At 59.2% G+C, this 16,160-nt stretch carries 13 protein-coding genes and 1 tRNA gene; 7 read left to right on the forward strand and 7 right to left on the reverse strand.

What is annotated here, in order from left to right; translation table 11 throughout:
* Positions 1-27 precede the first annotated feature (27 nt).
* The 3 genes from K6N12_RS07970 (at position 28) to K6N12_RS07980 (ending at position 2,368) form a co-directional block, all read left to right on the forward strand.
* Positions 28-112, forward strand: a tRNA-Leu gene (locus tag K6N12_RS07970).
* Positions 113-286: 174 nt separating this feature from the next.
* Positions 287-1,774: a trigger factor gene (tig, locus tag K6N12_RS07975; RefSeq protein WP_097625298.1), complete on the forward strand. Its 1,488-nt coding sequence runs from the start codon at positions 287-289 to the stop codon at positions 1,772-1,774.
* 156 nt (positions 1,775-1,930) lie between these two features.
* Positions 1,931-2,368 carry a nuclear transport factor 2 family protein gene (locus K6N12_RS07980; RefSeq protein WP_097625299.1) on the forward strand — a complete coding sequence of 146 codons (438 nt, stop codon included), beginning with the start codon at positions 1,931-1,933 and terminating at the stop codon, positions 2,366-2,368.
* 52 nt (positions 2,369-2,420) lie between these two features.
* On the opposite strand, the gene K6N12_RS07985 is transcribed toward K6N12_RS07980, so the two are convergent.
* The 7 genes from K6N12_RS07985 to iolD form a co-directional block, all read right to left on the reverse strand.
* Positions 2,421-4,196, reverse strand: a complete 1,776-nt coding sequence (locus K6N12_RS07985; RefSeq protein WP_097625300.1) for a B12-binding domain-containing radical SAM protein — start codon at positions 4,194-4,196, stop codon at positions 2,421-2,423.
* Positions 4,197-4,354: 158 nt separating this feature from the next.
* Positions 4,355-5,158: an endonuclease/exonuclease/phosphatase family protein gene (locus tag K6N12_RS07990; protein ID WP_097625301.1), complete on the reverse strand. Its 804-nt coding sequence runs from the start codon at positions 5,156-5,158 to the stop codon at positions 4,355-4,357.
* A gap of 60 nt (positions 5,159-5,218) precedes the next feature.
* The gene (gene sthA / locus K6N12_RS07995; RefSeq protein ID WP_054183296.1) at positions 5,219-6,625 is read right to left on the reverse strand and encodes a Si-specific NAD(P)(+) transhydrogenase; all 1,407 of its coding nucleotides are present in this window, start codon (positions 6,623-6,625) and stop codon (positions 5,219-5,221) included.
* Between the two features lie 225 nt (positions 6,626-6,850).
* The gene (locus tag K6N12_RS08000; protein ID WP_239620335.1) at positions 6,851-8,026 is read right to left on the reverse strand and encodes a Gfo/Idh/MocA family protein; all 1,176 of its coding nucleotides are present in this window, start codon (positions 8,024-8,026) and stop codon (positions 6,851-6,853) included.
* Between the two features lie 8 nt (positions 8,027-8,034).
* Entirely contained in the window at positions 8,035-9,090 is a 1,056-nt protein-coding gene (locus tag K6N12_RS08005) for a sugar phosphate isomerase/epimerase family protein (protein WP_097625302.1), read from the reverse strand.
* Between the two features lie 9 nt (positions 9,091-9,099).
* On the reverse strand, positions 9,100-9,918 hold the full coding sequence (locus K6N12_RS08010; protein WP_097625303.1) for an SDR family oxidoreductase: 819 nt from the start codon (positions 9,916-9,918) through the stop codon (positions 9,100-9,102).
* Position 9,919: 1 nt separating this feature from the next.
* Positions 9,920-11,770, reverse strand: a complete 1,851-nt coding sequence (gene iolD, locus K6N12_RS08015) for a 3D-(3,5/4)-trihydroxycyclohexane-1,2-dione acylhydrolase (decyclizing) (protein ID WP_097625304.1) — start codon at positions 11,768-11,770, stop codon at positions 9,920-9,922.
* Between the two features lie 102 nt (positions 11,771-11,872).
* On the opposite strand from iolD, the gene iolG reads away from it, so the two are divergent.
* The 4 genes from iolG to K6N12_RS08035 are packed head-to-tail and all read left to right on the forward strand — an operon-like array spanning position 11,873 to position 16,112.
* Positions 11,873-12,883, forward strand: a complete 1,011-nt coding sequence (iolG, locus tag K6N12_RS08020) for an inositol 2-dehydrogenase (protein ID WP_206099934.1) — start codon at positions 11,873-11,875, stop codon at positions 12,881-12,883.
* 3 nt (positions 12,884-12,886) lie between these two features.
* Positions 12,887-14,323, forward strand: coding sequence for an NAD-dependent succinate-semialdehyde dehydrogenase (locus tag K6N12_RS08025; protein ID WP_097625306.1), 1,437 nt, complete (start codon positions 12,887-12,889; stop codon positions 14,321-14,323).
* 11 nt (positions 14,324-14,334) lie between these two features.
* Positions 14,335-15,144, forward strand: coding sequence for an HpcH/HpaI aldolase family protein (locus tag K6N12_RS08030; protein WP_097625307.1), 810 nt, complete (start codon positions 14,335-14,337; stop codon positions 15,142-15,144).
* Entirely contained in the window at positions 15,144-16,112 is a 969-nt protein-coding gene (locus tag K6N12_RS08035) for a hydroxyacid dehydrogenase (protein WP_097625308.1), read from the forward strand. Before K6N12_RS08030 ends, K6N12_RS08035 begins: the two co-directional genes overlap by 1 nt.
* Positions 16,113-16,160 lie beyond the last annotated feature (48 nt).

Genomic DNA, 16,160 nt, shown 5'->3' on the forward strand with positions numbered 1-16,160 from the left:
CAGGCATAGGCATGCGGTTTTGTGAACGCGGGTATGGTGAAATTGGTAGACACGCCAGATTTAGGTTCTGGTGCCGCAAGGCGTGGGAGTTCAAGTCTCTCTACCCGCACCAAGCTGTTTGCAGGCGGGAGATAGTCGTCCCGAATACCCGGAAGCGAGTGCCGTTCCCCTTTGGGTGGAATGATACAGGAATTGGGAAAAGCCACGCGCGGCACGCTGCCGGCGTCGTGCTCATTGAAACGAACGGCGTCTGGGCACGGCCGCCAGGACATGAAGGTAGGAAGACATGCAGGTTATCGAAACGCTCGCTGAAGGGCTGAAGCGCGAAATCAAGGTCGTTATCCCGGCCAAGGACATGCAAGACAAGATGAACGAGCGTCTTGCCGATGTGAAGGACAAGGTCCGCATCAACGGCTTCCGTCCGGGGAAGGTACCCGCTGCTCACCTGAAGAAGGTCTACGGCAAGTCGATCATGGCCGAACTCGTCAACGAGATCGTCCGCGAGCAGCCGTCCGCCATCCTCTCCAGCCGCGGCGAGAAGTCTGCCACGCAGCCGGAAATTGCCATGACCGAGGACAAGGACGAAGCCGACAAGATCCTCGCCGCCGAGCAGGATTTCGAATTCACGCTCTCCTATGAAGTGCTGCCGCCGATCGAGCTGAAGTCGGTCAAGGGCATCAAGGTCACCCGCGAAGTCATCGACATCTCTGACGACGAAGTCACCGAGCAGGTCCTGAAGGTTGCCGAAAGCGCCCGCGCTTACGAGACCAAGACCGGCAAGGCTGCCAACGGCGACCGCATCACCATGGATTACGTCGGCAAGGTCGACGGCGAAGCCTTTGAAGGCGGCACCGACCAGGGCGCCGAGCTGGTGCTCGGCTCCGGCCGCTTCATTCCGGGCTTCGAAGACCAGCTTGTCGGCGTCAAGGCCGGCAACGAGAAGACCATTACCGTGACCTTCCCGGCCGACTATCCGGCCAAGAACCTTGCCGGCAAGGAAGCCACCTTCGACGTATCGGTCAAGGATGTTGCAGCCCCCGGCGCCGTCGAGATCAATGACGAACTCGCCTCCAAGCTCGGCATCGAATCCGCCGATCGCCTGAAGGAGATCGTCCGTGGCCAGATCGAATCGCAGTACGGCTCGCTGACCCGCCAGAAGCTGAAGCGTCAGATCCTCGACCAGCTCGATGAGATGTACAAGTTCGAGACCCCGACCTCGCTCGTCGACGCCGAATATAACGGCATCTGGAGCCAGGTGAACAACGACCTCGCTCAATCAGGCAAGACCTTCGAGGACGAAGAGACCACCGAAGAGAAGGCACGTGAGGAATACAAGACGCTTGCAGAGCGTCGCGTCCGCCTCGGCCTCGTTCTCTCCGAAATCGGTGAAAAGGCCGGCGTCGAAGTCACCGAAGACGAGATGCAGCGCGCCATCTACGATCAGCTGCGCCAGTATCCGGGCCAGGAAAAGCAGATCCTCGAATTCTTCCGCAGCCAGCCGGGCGCCGCAGCTTCGATCCGCGCGCCGATCTTCGAAGAGAAGGTCATCGATCATCTGCTGACCGAAATCGACGTCACCGACAAGAAGGTGACCAAGGAAGAACTGCTCGCCGAGGAAGAGGGCGAGGCGAAGGCTGAAACCAAGAAGGCCGCCCCGAAGAAGAAGGCTGCCGCCAAAGCTGAAGCTGCCGACGCCGGCGAAGGCGAAGAAGCCGCCGCTCCGAAGAAGAAGGCCGCTCCGAAGAAGAAGGCAGCCGACGAAAGCGCCGAATAATCGCTTCCCGGTTTTGATGTTTGAAGGCCCCGCCATCGTGCGGGGCCTTTTCTTTTACGGAGCATCCGGCAGTCCCTCGTCTTCATCGGAAACAACAAATAGTTGCAATAAAGTATAATTCGGTGCAGATTTGCTGGTGGGTGGAGGGACCTGAAAGTGACCGCAAAGAACGACATGAAGAAGCTGGTAGAGGATATCTATGCTGTGCGTGGCCGCGGCGATATCGAGGGCACGCTGGCGCTGTTCGGGGAGGATTGTACCTTTCGGATGGCCGGCAATGCACGGATGTCGCCTCTTTCGACTGAATCCGGCGGGCCTGCCTTTCGTCAGGTGATAGAGCAGCTCATCACTGTCTGGGATCTATCCAAGATCAAGACAACCGGCATTTATGTGGACGAAGACGAGCATATGGTCTTCGCCCATCGCGAAGGTGAGGTCCGGCACATTCCATCGGGCGTGAGCTTCCATACGGAATTCGTCGACAAAATCCATTTCAAGGATGGGAAACCAGTCAAGATCGTCGAATTCGTCGACACGCTGCAAGTAGCTGAGATCATCCAGATAAACCAGGACGCTCAAACCTCAAGCCGCTAAAGCGCGTCGCATCAAACTTGATTCATGCGACGCGCTTCAGCGGAATTGCAATTCAATGCGCGGTCCGTGTCAGCTCCGCGACTTTTCTCACATGGCTGACGGCAGCAGTGCCGCCTGCTGTTTTGGTGAAGAGGCTGAGTGTTTCTTCCTCATCGTCGGCGACCGGCGTCAGGGCCTGATCCATATAGGTCTTCGACTTCGCTTCCCTTGAAATCAGGAATGCCGAAATGGTCAGGCCGATGATGGTGCCGGCGAGCGAAGCGTGTTTTCTGAATGTTTCCCAGGCAAAGCGCGGCCAGAAGACCAGCGGATTTTCGCGCGGCAGGTCAGGGCGCCGCTCCGAAGGCGTCTTCAGGCGGAGGAGGCCGCTCTGCAGCGGATGCACGTTTTCCAGCGGCACGGTGGTTGCGAAGGAGACGAGAACCTTGACAAGTCTTGCGAGCGGTACCCCGGTCGCCACGGCCCGGCGTAGCAGCGTCTTCATGTGATCAGGCGAATAATAGAGCGCCCAGGCCTCGTGGTAGATATCTTCCCACTCCTGCTTGCTCATCTTTGGATGCGCGGTGCAGACGTGTTCGACATCGTAGATGTTGAGATCGGCGTCCATCTCGACATTCTTCTTCCATAGGACCTGATGATCCTCGGAGCCGGGCAACGGCGTCAGGATGAAGAATTCGATGACATCGAGCGGCAGCTCTTCCTGGATGATTGCGATGTCGCGGCGGATCGATTCCGGCGTGTCGGCGGGGAAGCCCAGGATATAACCGGCGAGCGTCATGATGCCCTGCGCCTTCCAGGCGAGCAGCATCTTGCGATATTCGGTGATCTTGTTCTGGTTCTTCTTGGCGGCCGTCAGATTGTCAGGATTGACGTTTTCGAGGCCGATGAAGACGCGGGTGACGCCGGCGCGCCGGGATTTTTCGATGAAATTCGGTATCTTGTGGCAGAGCGTGTCGACCTGGATCATCAGACCGAGCGGAATGCCGTCCCGCTCCTTGAGCTCGATCAGCCGGTCGAAAATCGCTTCCCAATCCTTGTTGCGGGCGAAATTGTCGTCGGTGATGAAGAATTTGTGGATGCCCTGCGCCCAGTTCATCCGCACAAGCTTTTCGACGTCATCGGCCGAGCGGAAGCGCGACTTGCGTCCTTGCACGTTGATGATGGTGCAGAACGAGCACTGATAGGGACAGCCGCGCCCGGCATCGAAGCTGGTGCTGAGCCCGAGCGTGCGCTGGATATTGTCCTTCGGCAGGAAGGGAACCGGCGTGCCGCCGATGCCGGGAAGGTCGTTCATGAAATTGTAGAGCGGCTTCAGCTCGCCGCCTGCGGCATCGCGCAGCACCATTTCCAGCCGGCCCTCGGCCTCGCCGGCGAACATCGAGATGCCCATATCGCGGCAGGCTTCGAGCCCGACCGCCTTGCCGTCCAGCATCGACAGGCAGCCGGAAACATGGAAGCCGCCGATCGAAACCTGCAGGCCGGCATCGCGGAAGGGCCGGGCAATATCGAGCGCACGTGGATACTGGTTGGTCTGGACGCCAACCAGCGCGATCATGCCGAAATTGTCGTGGCGCTTGAACTGTGCGAGTAGCCCGGCGAAGTCGATCCGCGTATTGGTCTCGTCGATCACGGTGATGTCGATCGCCGTATCGGGCCCGAGCACTTTGCGTTCCGCGCATTCGGCAGCGATGCCATAGAGAGCCGCGAGCGAATTGGAAGGGATCATCGCCCGCCACCAGCGGATGACATAGCCGTCGTCGTCATAATGCGACGGCTTGATCAGGATCAGCTGAAAACGTCGGCGTGCAGCTTCCAAGACATGGGACAAGATTATCTATCTTTCTTCAGAAGCTTTTGCCGGAGGCAAAATGGCGTTGAATGCATCTATCAGGCATTGCGTATCAATACGATTCAGGCGGTCAAACTAAGGCGTAAAAAAAACGGCGCTGCACGCAAAACGCTTCTCGCAGCATATTCCTCAATATACTACCCGATATCGAGCAGCAATGCGCGGTGGTCGGAGACCTCGGGCGCCTCGACCACCTCGAAACTGGCAATCCTCACCTCCGGTGTGACCAGCATGTAATCGGCAAAGCGGCCCTGCTTCAGATAGTAGGAGGTTCGCGTGTCTACAAGGCCGTTTCCGGTGACCAGCTCGGAAAGCCCGAGTCTGGCGAGAATCGTGAAAGTCTCGCTGTCGGGCAATATGTTGAAATCGCCGCAGATGACGAGCCCTTCGTTGCCGGGCCAGACCCGCTCGACAAGCGCAACCAGTGCGGCCGCCTGCTTCTCGCGGGCGGCCGTGTCGCCCTTGCCGGCCGGATCACGCAGGCCATGCATGTGGGCGATGGTCAGGCTGGAAGCGTGCTCATGGCTGAAGACGCGGATGCAATGGGCGTTCCGCGGCCGCGGATGTTCACCCCAGCCATTGGCGGAAAACCTGCCATGCACGAAGTCCAGCCCCTGGGCGATGACCGAATGCGATTTGCGCACGAAGGTCGCCAGCCCGAATTCGGCGGCAATGGCGCTATCGCCGTTAAACAGCTCACCTCTCGATGTCGGGCAGAAGAAGCCGTCGTGGCCGGGCAGGGCGGCGCCGATCTCTGCAAACAGATTGGCGCGCTGAGGCAGCTCCAGCTCCCCATCCCGATAGATCGACCATCCCTCATTCGCCCCCGGCGCCCGCAACACCTCCTGCAGGCACAGCACATCCGCATCGGCCCGTCTCACATAGTCAATGAGGGCCTCGTGCAGCCTGCCGCCCCAGGCGTTCAGCGAAATGATGCGCAATAGCGTTCGGCTCCGTTTTGGCGGCCGGATCTAGACGAGCCCGCCGCTTATGAGACGCCCTCAGAGTTCCGACTTGATGTCGCCCATCCGGTTCCAGGCGTCGAGGCCGGCGATCTTGTAGGCTTCCGCAAGCGTCGGATAGTTGAAGGTGTTTTCGACGAAATATTCGACCGTGCCTTTGAGATTGAGCACCGCCTGGCCGATATGCACCAGCTCGGTGGCGCCTTCGCCGACGATATGCACGCCAAGCAGGCGGCGTGTCTTCAGCGAGAAGATCAACTTCAAAAGCCCGGTGTCGAGGCCCATGATATGACCGCGCGAGGTTTCACGGAAACGAGCGATGCCGCATTCGTAGGGAATGCCGCGCTCCTTCATCTCCTCTTCGGTCAGACCGCAGGTGGAAATTTCCGGCACGGCATAGATGCCGTAGGGGAAATATTTCGGCGGCTCCTTGGCAACCGCGCCGATCGCGACGCGGGCGGCGATGCGACCCTGTTCCATCGAGGTCGAGGCAAGGCTCGGAAAGCCGACAACGTCGCCGGCGGCATAGACGTTGGCAACCGATGTCTGGAATGTTTCCGGATTGACCTTGAGGCGGCCGCGGCTGTCGGCTTCGAGGCCGATCGCCGGAAGGTTCAGCGCGTCGGTTGCGCCCATGCGGCCGGCGGCAAACAGCACCATATCCGTTGTCAGGCGCCGGCCGCTGTCGAGTGTCAGCTCGACCTTGCCGCCCTCAAGCGTCTCCACCTTGTCGGCCTTCTGGCCAAGCAGCAGCTTCATGTTGCGGTCGCGCAGCTGATAGGTGAAGTCCTCGACGATTTCCTTGTCGATGAAGTCGAGCATCGTCGCCTTAGGGTCGATGACGGTGACGGCCGTGTCGAGCGCGCTGAAGATCGTCGCATATTCGATGCCGATGACGCCGGCGCCGATGACGACCATCGAGCGCGGCAATTCCTGGATATCGAGCAACTCGTCGCTGTCGAGAACGGTCTTGCCGTCGAAGGGGATGTAATCCGGACGGAACGGCTTTGTGCCGACGGCAAGCAGCACGCTGGCGGCGGTGACCTGGGTGATCTCGCCGTCATCCTTGATCACCTGCAGCGTCGACGCATTGATAAAGCTCGCCTTGCCGCGAATATGCTGCACGCGGTTGCGGGCAAACTGATGTTCCAGCACCTCGACCTCGTGATTGAGCGTGATCAGCAGGCGGCGGCGCAGATCATCCGCACTGATCTCCTCCTTGACGCGGTAAGACCGGCCGTAGAAGCCGCGTTCGCGCCAGCCTGAAAGATTGAGGGCGGTCTCGCGCAACGTTTTGGAGGGGATGGTGCCGGTATGCACGGAGACGCCGCCGACGCGTTTGCCCTGCTCGATGACAAGCACTTTCTTGCCGAGTTTCGCAGCCTGGATCGCGCCGCGGCGCCCTGCGGGACCGCTGCCCACCACAACAAGATCGTACTGAAGCATCATCTGGCCCCGGATTGGAAAGGAATCATTGCGCCGCGAAATGTCGCCCCTCTATCGGTAGCCGGTCAATGTTACAGATTGTTTTACGAGCGTCGATTCAAGCCCGCCTGTGCTTTTCAGATCAGCTTCAGCCCCTTCAGGCTGACATGGCCATCCCCGCCGATGATGCCGTCGTCGTGGACGGGGATACCGGAGCGCCTTGGCCGCGTTGACGGGCTTGAATGGTTAAACGGCAATTGGCGTAAACCAAGGCTGATTGGCTGCCGCTGCGCAGTCAGCAACGGCATCGACGAATGCGACACCCTTGAGCCCATCATGTGCAGTCGGAATATCGCGTCCGATCGCTGTCGGTTCGCGTCCTTCGCGCTTGGCACGGATTGCTTCAGCAAAGCCGGCATACAGATTCGCAAATGCCTCGAGATAACCCTCGGGATGGCCGGGAGGTGTGCGGATCCGCGCTTTGGCGCCTTCGCTAAGGTCGTCCGCACCGCGTTTGATGATTTCAGTCCTTCCGTTCAGCCGAGCGTGCACGAGCTCGTTCGGTTGCTCCTGGAACCACGTTAGCGAGGCTTGCTCGCCAAACACCCGGAGCCGCACGCCATTTGATGATCCAAGCGCTACCTGTGAAGACCAGAGAAGTCCACGGGCGCCGCCTTCATAGCGCAGCATGACATGAGCGTTGTCATCCAAGGCGCGCCCTTCAACAAAGGTGGCGAGATCCGCGGTCAACGATTGAAGCTTGAGGCCTGAGACGAAGCCAGCCAGATGGTAGGCATGCGTGCCGATATCGCCGATCGAGCCACCACGACCGTTTTTCTTCGGATCAGTGCGCCAGGCGGCCTGAGCATTGCCTTTTGTCTCAATGGCGGTTGCCATCCATTCCAGCGGGTATTCAACTTGGACGGTACGGATCTTTCCGAGCTGACCGGTCGCAACCATATGCTTGGCTTCATGTATCATCGGATAGCCAGAATAGGTATATGTGACCCCCATGAACCGGCCGCTACTGCGAACCAAGTTTTCGAGCGCGACAGCGTCTTCCAAAGTTGCGGTCAAAGGTTTCTCGCAGATGACGTCGAAACCTGCTTCCAGAAAAGCCTTGGCGATGGGGAAATGAGTGAAATTGGGCGTGCAGATCGCAACGGCATCGATCCGATCCTCACGGCGGCTTTCGCCCGCGATCATCGCCTTGAAATCATCATAGGAGCGCGTGCGATCCAAACCTTCGCTTGCCGCGAAGGCGTGACCGCGGGCAGCATCGACGTCGAATGCGCCAGCGACCAAGGCCCACGCCCTGTCCTGGCGAGCCGCGATACGATGAATATTGCCGATATAGGCGCCGTTGCCGCCCCCCACCATTCCGAGGCGGAGCGGCATTTGCGAAGAAGAGTTTGTCGTCATGGCTGTCCTCAATCAAGTCCGAGCATGGCTCGATTGGCGTCCTTGTTGGCGCCGGATTTCACGAAGTCATCGAACGCACGGTCCGCTACCCTGATAATGTGCTCGCGGATGAACTTTGCGCCTTCCGCGGCACCGTCCTCCGGATGTTTGATGAAGCACTCCCACTCCAGTACCGCCCATCCATCGAAGTCATAGGTTGCCAGTTTGGTGAAGACAGCGCCGAAATCTACCTGACCGTCGCCGAGTGACCGGAATCGTCCGGCGCGCTTCGACCAAGGCTGGAATCCGCCATAGGCGCCCGTTTTGCCGTTCGGCCTGAACTCGGCATCCTTGACGTGGAACATCTTGATGCGCTCGTGGTAGTGATCGATGAATTCTAGATAGTCGAGCGCCTGCAGGACGAAGTGGCTCGGATCGTAGAGGATGTTGCAGCGGCGATGATTGCCGACGCGCTCAAGAAACATCTCGAAGGTCAGTCCGTCGTGGACATCCTCGCAGGGATGGATCTCGAAGCAGAGATCGACGCCCTGTTCATCGAAGTCGTTCAGAATTGGCATCCAGCGCCTTGCAAGCTCATCGAAAGCCTCGTCGACCAGGCCCTCCGGCCATTGCGGATAGGGGTAGAGATAGGGCCACAGCAGCGATCCGGTGAAGCTAACATGGCGATCAATACCGAGATTCCGCGAGGCGCGGGCAGCAAAACGCATTTGTTCCTCAGCCCATGCTCGGCGCCCGGCCGGATTGTTGTGGACATTGGCGGGGGCGAAACTGTCCATGATCCGGTCATGGGCAGGGTGGACGGCAACGAGCTGGCCCGTGATATGCGAGCCCAGTTCGGTCACTTCAAGGCCACTTTCCGCCAGCACCCCCTTGAGGTCATCGCAATACGTCTTGCTTTCGGCTGCCATCTTCATATCGATCAGGCGATTATCCCAGGTCGGGATTTGAACGCCGGCGAAACCTCTGGCCGCGACCCACCTGGAGAGGCTGGAAAGCGAGTTATAGGGGGCTTCGTCAGCTGCGAATTGGGCGAGATAGATGCCCGGTCCCTTGATCGTTTTCATGCTTTTTTCCTATTCGGATAAGGCTTCTGCCGGCGCCGGGGGGCCGCCGTCATAGGCTCCCCAGACCGATTGATCGAAATGAACGACGGAGCCTGTCATCATTCCCGAATCGTTCGATGCGAGAAAGAGGACGGCCCGGGCGACTTCTTCGGGCGCCAGAATGCGGCCAAAGGGTTGCGCCGCCGCGGCCGTGGCGAGCCAGTTGGGGTCGGCCCCGTGGTATTCGCGCTGAATGCGATCTTCGCCGTCAGACGCCATCCAACCGATATCGAGCTGGTTCACGCGGATCTGGTTGCGCATCAGGGCGTAGCCGGAGTTCCGGGTGAGCGTCGCCAGCGCACCCTTCGACGCAGAATAGGGAGCTAGAAATGGCTGGCCCGCATGCTCCGATGTCGAGCCGATATTGACCATACTGCCCTTGACGCCACCACGGATCATCAGTCTCGCCGCTTCCTGCATCAGAAAGAACGGTGCCCGAACGTTGACGGCGAACATTCGATCGAAAAGATCTGGAGACGAATTCAAAAGATTGCCTCGGTCAGTGAGGCCCGCGGCATTGACCAGAATATCGACTCTGCCGAATTCGAAGTCCGCTTTGGCGATGATCGACCGGCAATCTTCGACCTTCTCAAGATCCGCCGGGACAAATGTCACCGGCACCCCGGTTTCGCTCGTTATCGAGGCCGCAACGGCGTTGCCTTTCCCGGCATTTCGTCCGCAGGTGATGATGCCGGCGGCACCTGCTTTGGCGAAAAGTCGCGCAATTGCCGCACCCAGTCCCTGCGTCCCACCCGTGACGACGGCGATTTTTCCCTCGATACTGTTCATCTCAAACACCTACGCGCTGCTTCTGGCGGATCTTTTCCTGATCAGCGCGTGCTTTTTGAACGGATTTACGCTCCGAGACCTCAGGAACGCCGACGTCCCAATCCGCATCGCCCGGCACCCAGGCATGGGCATCGGTGACGAGGGTGATGACCGTCGTCCGGTCGGTCGTTTGTGCCCACTCCATTGCGGTTTTCAGATCGGCAAGGCTTTCGCAGCGCCGGGCGAGCGCACCCATCGATTCAGCATGTTTGACGAAGTCGACGGCAAAAGGCTCCTTGACGCGGCAATCTTTGATGAGATTGTTGAAACCAGGCACGCCCTTGAACTGTTGGAGACGATTGATGACGGCATAACCGCCGTTGTCGCAGACGACGACTATCATCTTGTGGCCCGTCAATACCGTCGAATAGATGTCGGAGTTCATCATCATGTAGGTGCCGTCGCCGATCATCACGATCGGCGTGCCGTTACCGGCTTTCGCCATCGCATGGCCCCAACCTGCGGCGATCTCGTATCCCATGCAACTGAAGCCGAATTCGCAGTCGAACGTGTTGGGATTCTTGACGCGCCAGCCCTTGGTCACCTCACCGGGTGTGCCGCCTGCCGCTGCGATCAGCGTATCGTTCGGCTTTGAAGTTTCGTTGACGATGCCGACCACCTGCGCGTAGGTCGGGATCGGCCCATTCGTGACCGCTTGATGCCGATCGAGGAGCTTGTTCCAATCGGCAAATAGCGACTGCGCCTTCGGAAGCAGCGCCGGATCGGCCTTCCAGTCACCGAGAGCCTCGTCCAGTTCAATCACCGTTTCGAGAGCATCCCCGACGACGGCAAGTGCGCGATGCTTTACCGCGTCAAAGCGCGCGGCATTGATCGAAATGAACTTTGCATCCTGCTGAAACACGGTCCATGAACCGGTTGTGAAGTCCTGCAATCGTGTACCGATCGCCAGAATGACATCCGCCTCACCGGCAAGCGCATTCGCCGAGGTTGATCCAACGATCCCGATGGGGCCGGCGTGAGCGGGATGGTTGTGCGTCATCGCGCCTTTGCCGGCGATTGTTTCGACGATCGGGATGCCGCGTTTGACAGCAAATTCCGCGACCTTCTCTTCGGCCGACGAATAGCGGACGCCACCTCCCGAAATGATCAGCGGTCTCTTCGCGGCCTGGAGCAATGCGGCTGCTTCCACAAGCCTTGTTCTGTCGGCACGGGGGCGGGGTATGGACCATACAGCGGGCTCGAAGAACGCGGCGGGATAGTCGAACGCGACTTCCTGAGCATCCTGTGCAAGGCCAATGAATGCGGGACCGCAGTCTGCGGGATCAAGCATCGTGGCGATTGCCTGCGGCAAGGATGAGATGATCTGTTCAGGCAAAACGATGCGATCCCAATATCTGGTGACTGACTTGAAGGCGTCGTTGACCGTCACGGTCGGGTCACTGAAATGCTCAACCTGCTGAAGAACTGGATCGGGAATTCGGTTTGCGAACGTATCTCCCGCGATCAGGAGCACCGGCAGGCGGTTGGCATGGGCTGTGCCAGCCGCTGTCACCATGTTGGCCGCACCGGGTCCGATCGAGGTCGCCGCGACCATCAATTGGCGTCGGCGTTTGGCTTTGGCAAAAGCGATCGCTGCGAGTGCCATCGACTGCTCATTTTGACCGCGCCAGGTTGGCAACTGATCCTGCACCGACTCCAGCGCCTCCGACAAGCAAGTCACGTTGCCGTGACCGAAAATGCCGAACACGCCGGCAAAAAGCGGTAAGCGCTCGCCATCGATCTCCGTGAATTGATTGCATAAGTAGCGCACAAGCGCTTGCGCCATCGTCAGGCGTACGGTCTTCCGGGACATCCGGTCTCCTCCCATGGATCATGTTTTTTCGACGTTACGAAATATTAATTGACAAAGCAATAGTTCCGCAACAATCATTGCAAAAATAGAAATGAGAGGATCTTGATGTTGAAAATTGCCGTTCTCGGCTGCGGCCGTATTGGCCGCATGCATGCCGAAAACATAGCTGCCCATCCGCGGGCGACGCTTGCGGGCGTCTTCGACGTTCATCGCTCTGCGGCAGACGATGTTGGGAGCAAACACGGTGTGGCCGTCTTTGATTCTGCCGAGCGATTGTTCTCCAGCAGCGCCGTTGATGCGGTCCTGATCGCCACGTCGACACCGACACACGCAGATTTCATCGAGAAAGCCGTCGCGGCCGGCAAGCCGATATTATGCGAGAAGCCGATCGATTTGAGCCTCAAGCGTGTCCAGCAATGTGCGGAGGCAATTGGGACGACCAGGGTACCGATCATGCTCGGTTTTGTCCGCCGCTTCGATCCCGGCCACAGGGCGGCGCGCGATGCTATCCGTGCAGGCGATATCGGGGACCTTCATCAGGTCGTTATAACCTCGCGCGACCCCGGAATGCCGCCGGTCGCCTATACCGAAGCATCCGGCGGCATCTTTCGCGACATGACCATCCATGACTTCGATATGGCACGGTTCATGCTCGGCGAAGAGGTGATCGAGGTTTCGGCCGTGGGTAGCCGTCTTGTCGATCCGGTTCTTATGCAGCGATTGGACGACTACGACACCGTGACGGTCGTCCTCAAGACCACATCGGGCAAGCAATGCATCATCAATAATTCTCGCCAGGCCGTCTACGGCTATGACCAGCGGGTTGAGGCGCTCGGCACAAAGGGAATGGTCGTCTCCGAAAATCGCCGCCCAAACATGACGACGCTGCACGGTGCCGATTTCACCGGCAAAGGCGCGCCGCTTCTCAACTTCTTCATCGATCGCTACGCCGAGGCCTTCATGGCTGAAATCAGCGCTTTCGTCGATGCGATTGGCGCCGGCAAGGCTCCGGAGGTTGGATTTGAGGATGGTCGTCAGGCTCTGATCCTGGCCGAAGCGGCAATCAAATCGGCGGCCGAAGGCCGCGCCATAAAAACCAGCGAAATTGGGTGACCCATGTATCAGAAGTTTGGACTCTATATCGACGGCAACTGGCGCCGTGCCTCCGACGGCGCAACGGCTGACGTCCTAAGCCCCGTCACTCAGAGCGCTCTTGGCGCAGTTCCCGTAGCGACGACCGCCGACACGCAGGAAACCCTGGCTGCAGCCAGCAAAGGCTTCGCGGCTTGGCGGACGACGGCCGCTTTCGCACGTGCCGACGCCCTGCATCGGATTGCCGACGAGATGCTCCGCCGTGCCGATGAGGCGAAAAGGATGATTTCCGCCGAGACCGGCAAGCCGATCGCGCAGTCAGAGCGCGAATGGGGACTGTCCATCGATCAGTTTCGGTGGTTCGCGGAAGAGGCACGCCGCATCTATGGCCGGATCATTGAATCGCGCGTGCCGGGTGGTCGCTTCGAGGTGTCACGTGAGCCGGTCGGCATCGTTGGCGCCTTTACCGCTTGGAATTTTCCCGCGGCACTCGTCGCGCGCAAGGCGGCACCGGCGCTTGCGGCGGGTTGTGCAATCATTATCAGACCTTCGACCCAGACGCCGGGCGTTGCCATGGTCATGGTCGATTGCATGCGGGCGGGCAACTTGCCCGATGGCGTCGTCAATCTCGTCGTCGGTCCGACAGCGACGACCTACGTGCCAATCATGGCGGACAAGTCGGTGCGCAAGGTGTCCCTGACCGGCTCGACACGCGTTGGTCAGCAGATGATCCGCGATGCCGCCGATACAGTGAAGAAAGTATCGATGGAACTCGGCGGCAACGCTCCGCTGATCGTCTATGACGACGCCGATCTCGAGCTCGCACTGAACGTGTCCGTGCCGACAAAGTTTGCAAATGCTGGCCAGGTTTGCGTGACCCCGGATCGCTTCTTCGTGCATGAACGCTTGCACGACGCGTTTGTTGACGGGTTCGTTTCCCGCACAAACGCGCTCAAACTCGGCGACGGCCTCGATCCTTCCGTGCAAATGGGGCCTCTGATCAATGGCGGACGCCTATCGGAGATTGAGTCGATTGTCTCGGATGCTGTGAAAGCAGGTGCGCACGTTGCGGCGGGCGGCGAACGCGCGTCGGAATTCAACGCTGGTCATTTCTACAAGCCAACCGTTCTGACCAATGTCACCGACGATATGAAAGTCTTCGCCGACGAGAATTTTGGCCCCATTGCCGCAATCACACGGTTTAACGAGGAGGATGAAGTTCTTTCGCGCGCCAACGCTTCAGACATGGGACTGTCGGCCTACGCTTTTACCCGGTCGCCGGATCGGGCGCGGCGAACGGTATCGGCGCTGAAGGCAGGGATGGTCGGTATTAACAGCTTTGCGCTGGCGGCGTCCGAGGCACCGTTTGGCGGCACCAACCATTCCGGCATGGGCAGAGAGGGCGGGATTGAAGGCATTGGCGACTATCTCGACACCAAGCTTGCCCAGATCGTGTTTTGAGGGCTGCCGGTATGATCAAGAACAGGTTGAAGGAAATCTGGGCTCAAGGTCGCCCCTCGATCAATGGTTGGCTGTCAATCGGCAATGCGTTCACGGCGGAGATCATGGCAGCTCAAGGCTATGACTCAGTGTCGATCGACATCCAGCATGGTGCGCTGGACTACGGTTCGGTGCTGCCGATGTTTCAGGCCATGCGCGCCTCCGGTGTCGTGCCAATGGCACGCGTGCCTTGGCTGGAGCCCGGCATTATCATGAAGGTGCTGGATGCAGGCGCCTATGGCGTGATCTGCCCGATGGTCAACACTGCCGTACAGGCGGCCGAATTCGTCAGCTATCTACGCTATCCGCCTCACGGTCAGCGCAGTTTCGGGCCGACACGCGTCAGCTTCGCCGCCGGGCCGAACTATGCGGCTGAGGCGAATGGAGAAGTCCTTGCTTTCGCCATGGTCGAAACCAAGCAAGCGATGGAGAACCTCGATGCAATTGCCGCAACGCCACGGTTGGATGGCATTTATGTCGGTCCAGCCGATCTGACCTTCAGTTTGACCGACGGTCGGCTTGCGCCGGCCTTCGATCGCGAAGAGCCGGAAATGATCGACGCTCTCCAGCGCATCGTCGCTGTTTGCAAGAAGAATAGAATTCGCGCCGCCCTTCATTGCGGCACGCCGGAATATGCCGCCCGCGCCATTCAGTGGGGTTTCGATATGACAACTGTGTCCGGCGACACCAGACTGTTGGCGGCTGCAGCGGCGGCGAGCGTCGCGAAGTTCCGCGACCTCGTAGGACAGACGGCGGGTATAGCTGAAAAGGGGGCCTACTGATGCCCCATATTCTCATTGCGGGAAAGTTGCATCCGTCAGGCATGGCGCTCTTGAAAAGCGCTCCGGGCGTGACGTTCGACTACGTGGAAGAAGTGTCGGAGCAATCCTATCATCCATTTATCAGCAAGGCTGACGCCCTGGTGTTGCGCACGCAGCCGCTTTCAGCATCGACTGTTGCGAATGCGGACCGCTTAAAGATCGTCTCACGCCATGGCGTTGGATACGATGCCGTACATCTGGCATCGCTCAATGAAAGAGGCATTGCACTTGCAGTAGTCGGCGACGTGAATTCGGTGTCGGTGGCGGAACACGCCATGATGTTGATCCTGTCGGCGGCGAAACGGGTTCTTCGCGGCGATCGTGCCGTGCGCAATCCATCGGAATGGGGATGGCGGAATCGGCTGGAGGCGGAAGAGATTTCGGGAAAGCGCCTGCTGATCATCGGGTTCGGTCGCATTGGGCGTCATCTCTCCAGAATGGCCGCCGGCTTTGGCATGGAGATCCGAGCTTTTGATCCTTATCTGCAGGCCCAAGGCTGGCCCGGGGGGGCGGTCTTGCCCGAGGGCAGCCTCCTCAATGGCCTTCGGTGGGCTGACGTAGTCTCGGTCAATGTTCCAAAGGCCGATCGACCGATAATAGCCAAAGATGAACTTGCCGCGATGAACCCCGGTGCCATCCTCGTCAATACAGCCCGCGGTGGTGTTGTCGATGAGGCAGCTTTGATCGAAGCACTGCAATCCGGTCGTCTCGGCGCAGCAGGGCTCGACGTTTTTGACGACGAACCACCATCTGAGGATTGCCGCCTTCTAGCATTCGATCAGGTGGTGCTGTCACCGCATATCGCCGGACTGACCCGTGAATGCGGTGAGCGGATGGCCGTAGCATCGGTTCAAAATGTGCTCGATTTTTTTGCCGGAAGAATAGATCCGAGCCTCGTTGTGAACGCCCAGTACTTGCAAGCGACCTAGGCCAGCAAGCCGATAAGTTACAATCTGAATGTTGTGAGGGCCTGGCTT

The sequence above is a fragment of the Rhizobium redzepovicii genome, assembly GCF_019793435.1.
Classification (GTDB): Bacteria; Pseudomonadota; Alphaproteobacteria; order Rhizobiales; family Rhizobiaceae; genus Rhizobium; species Rhizobium redzepovicii.

What these genes read in the sequence shown, in the direction of transcription:
- tig (WP_097625298.1), top strand. Translation starts at nt 287, where the DNA reads ATGCAGGTTATCGAAACGCTCGCTGAAGGGCTGAAGCGCGAAATCAAG.
- sthA (WP_054183296.1), bottom strand. Translation starts at nt 6,625, where the DNA reads ATGCTTCAGTACGATCTTGTTGTGGTGGGCAGCGGTCCCGCAGGGCGC.
- K6N12_RS08000 (WP_239620335.1), bottom strand. Translation starts at nt 8,026, where the DNA reads ATGACGACAAACTCTTCTTCGCAAATGCCGCTCCGCCTCGGAATGGTG.
- K6N12_RS08005 (WP_097625302.1), bottom strand. Translation starts at nt 9,090, where the DNA reads ATGAAAACGATCAAGGGACCGGGCATCTATCTCGCCCAATTCGCAGCT.
- K6N12_RS08010 (WP_097625303.1), bottom strand. Translation starts at nt 9,918, where the DNA reads ATGAACAGTATCGAGGGAAAAATCGCCGTCGTCACGGGTGGGACGCAG.
- iolD (WP_097625304.1), bottom strand. Translation starts at nt 11,770, where the DNA reads ATGTCCCGGAAGACCGTACGCCTGACGATGGCGCAAGCGCTTGTGCGC.
- K6N12_RS08025 (WP_097625306.1), top strand. Translation starts at nt 12,887, where the DNA reads ATGTATCAGAAGTTTGGACTCTATATCGACGGCAACTGGCGCCGTGCC.
- K6N12_RS08030 (WP_097625307.1), top strand. Translation starts at nt 14,335, where the DNA reads ATGATCAAGAACAGGTTGAAGGAAATCTGGGCTCAAGGTCGCCCCTCG.
- K6N12_RS08035 (WP_097625308.1), top strand. Translation starts at nt 15,144, where the DNA reads ATGCCCCATATTCTCATTGCGGGAAAGTTGCATCCGTCAGGCATGGCG.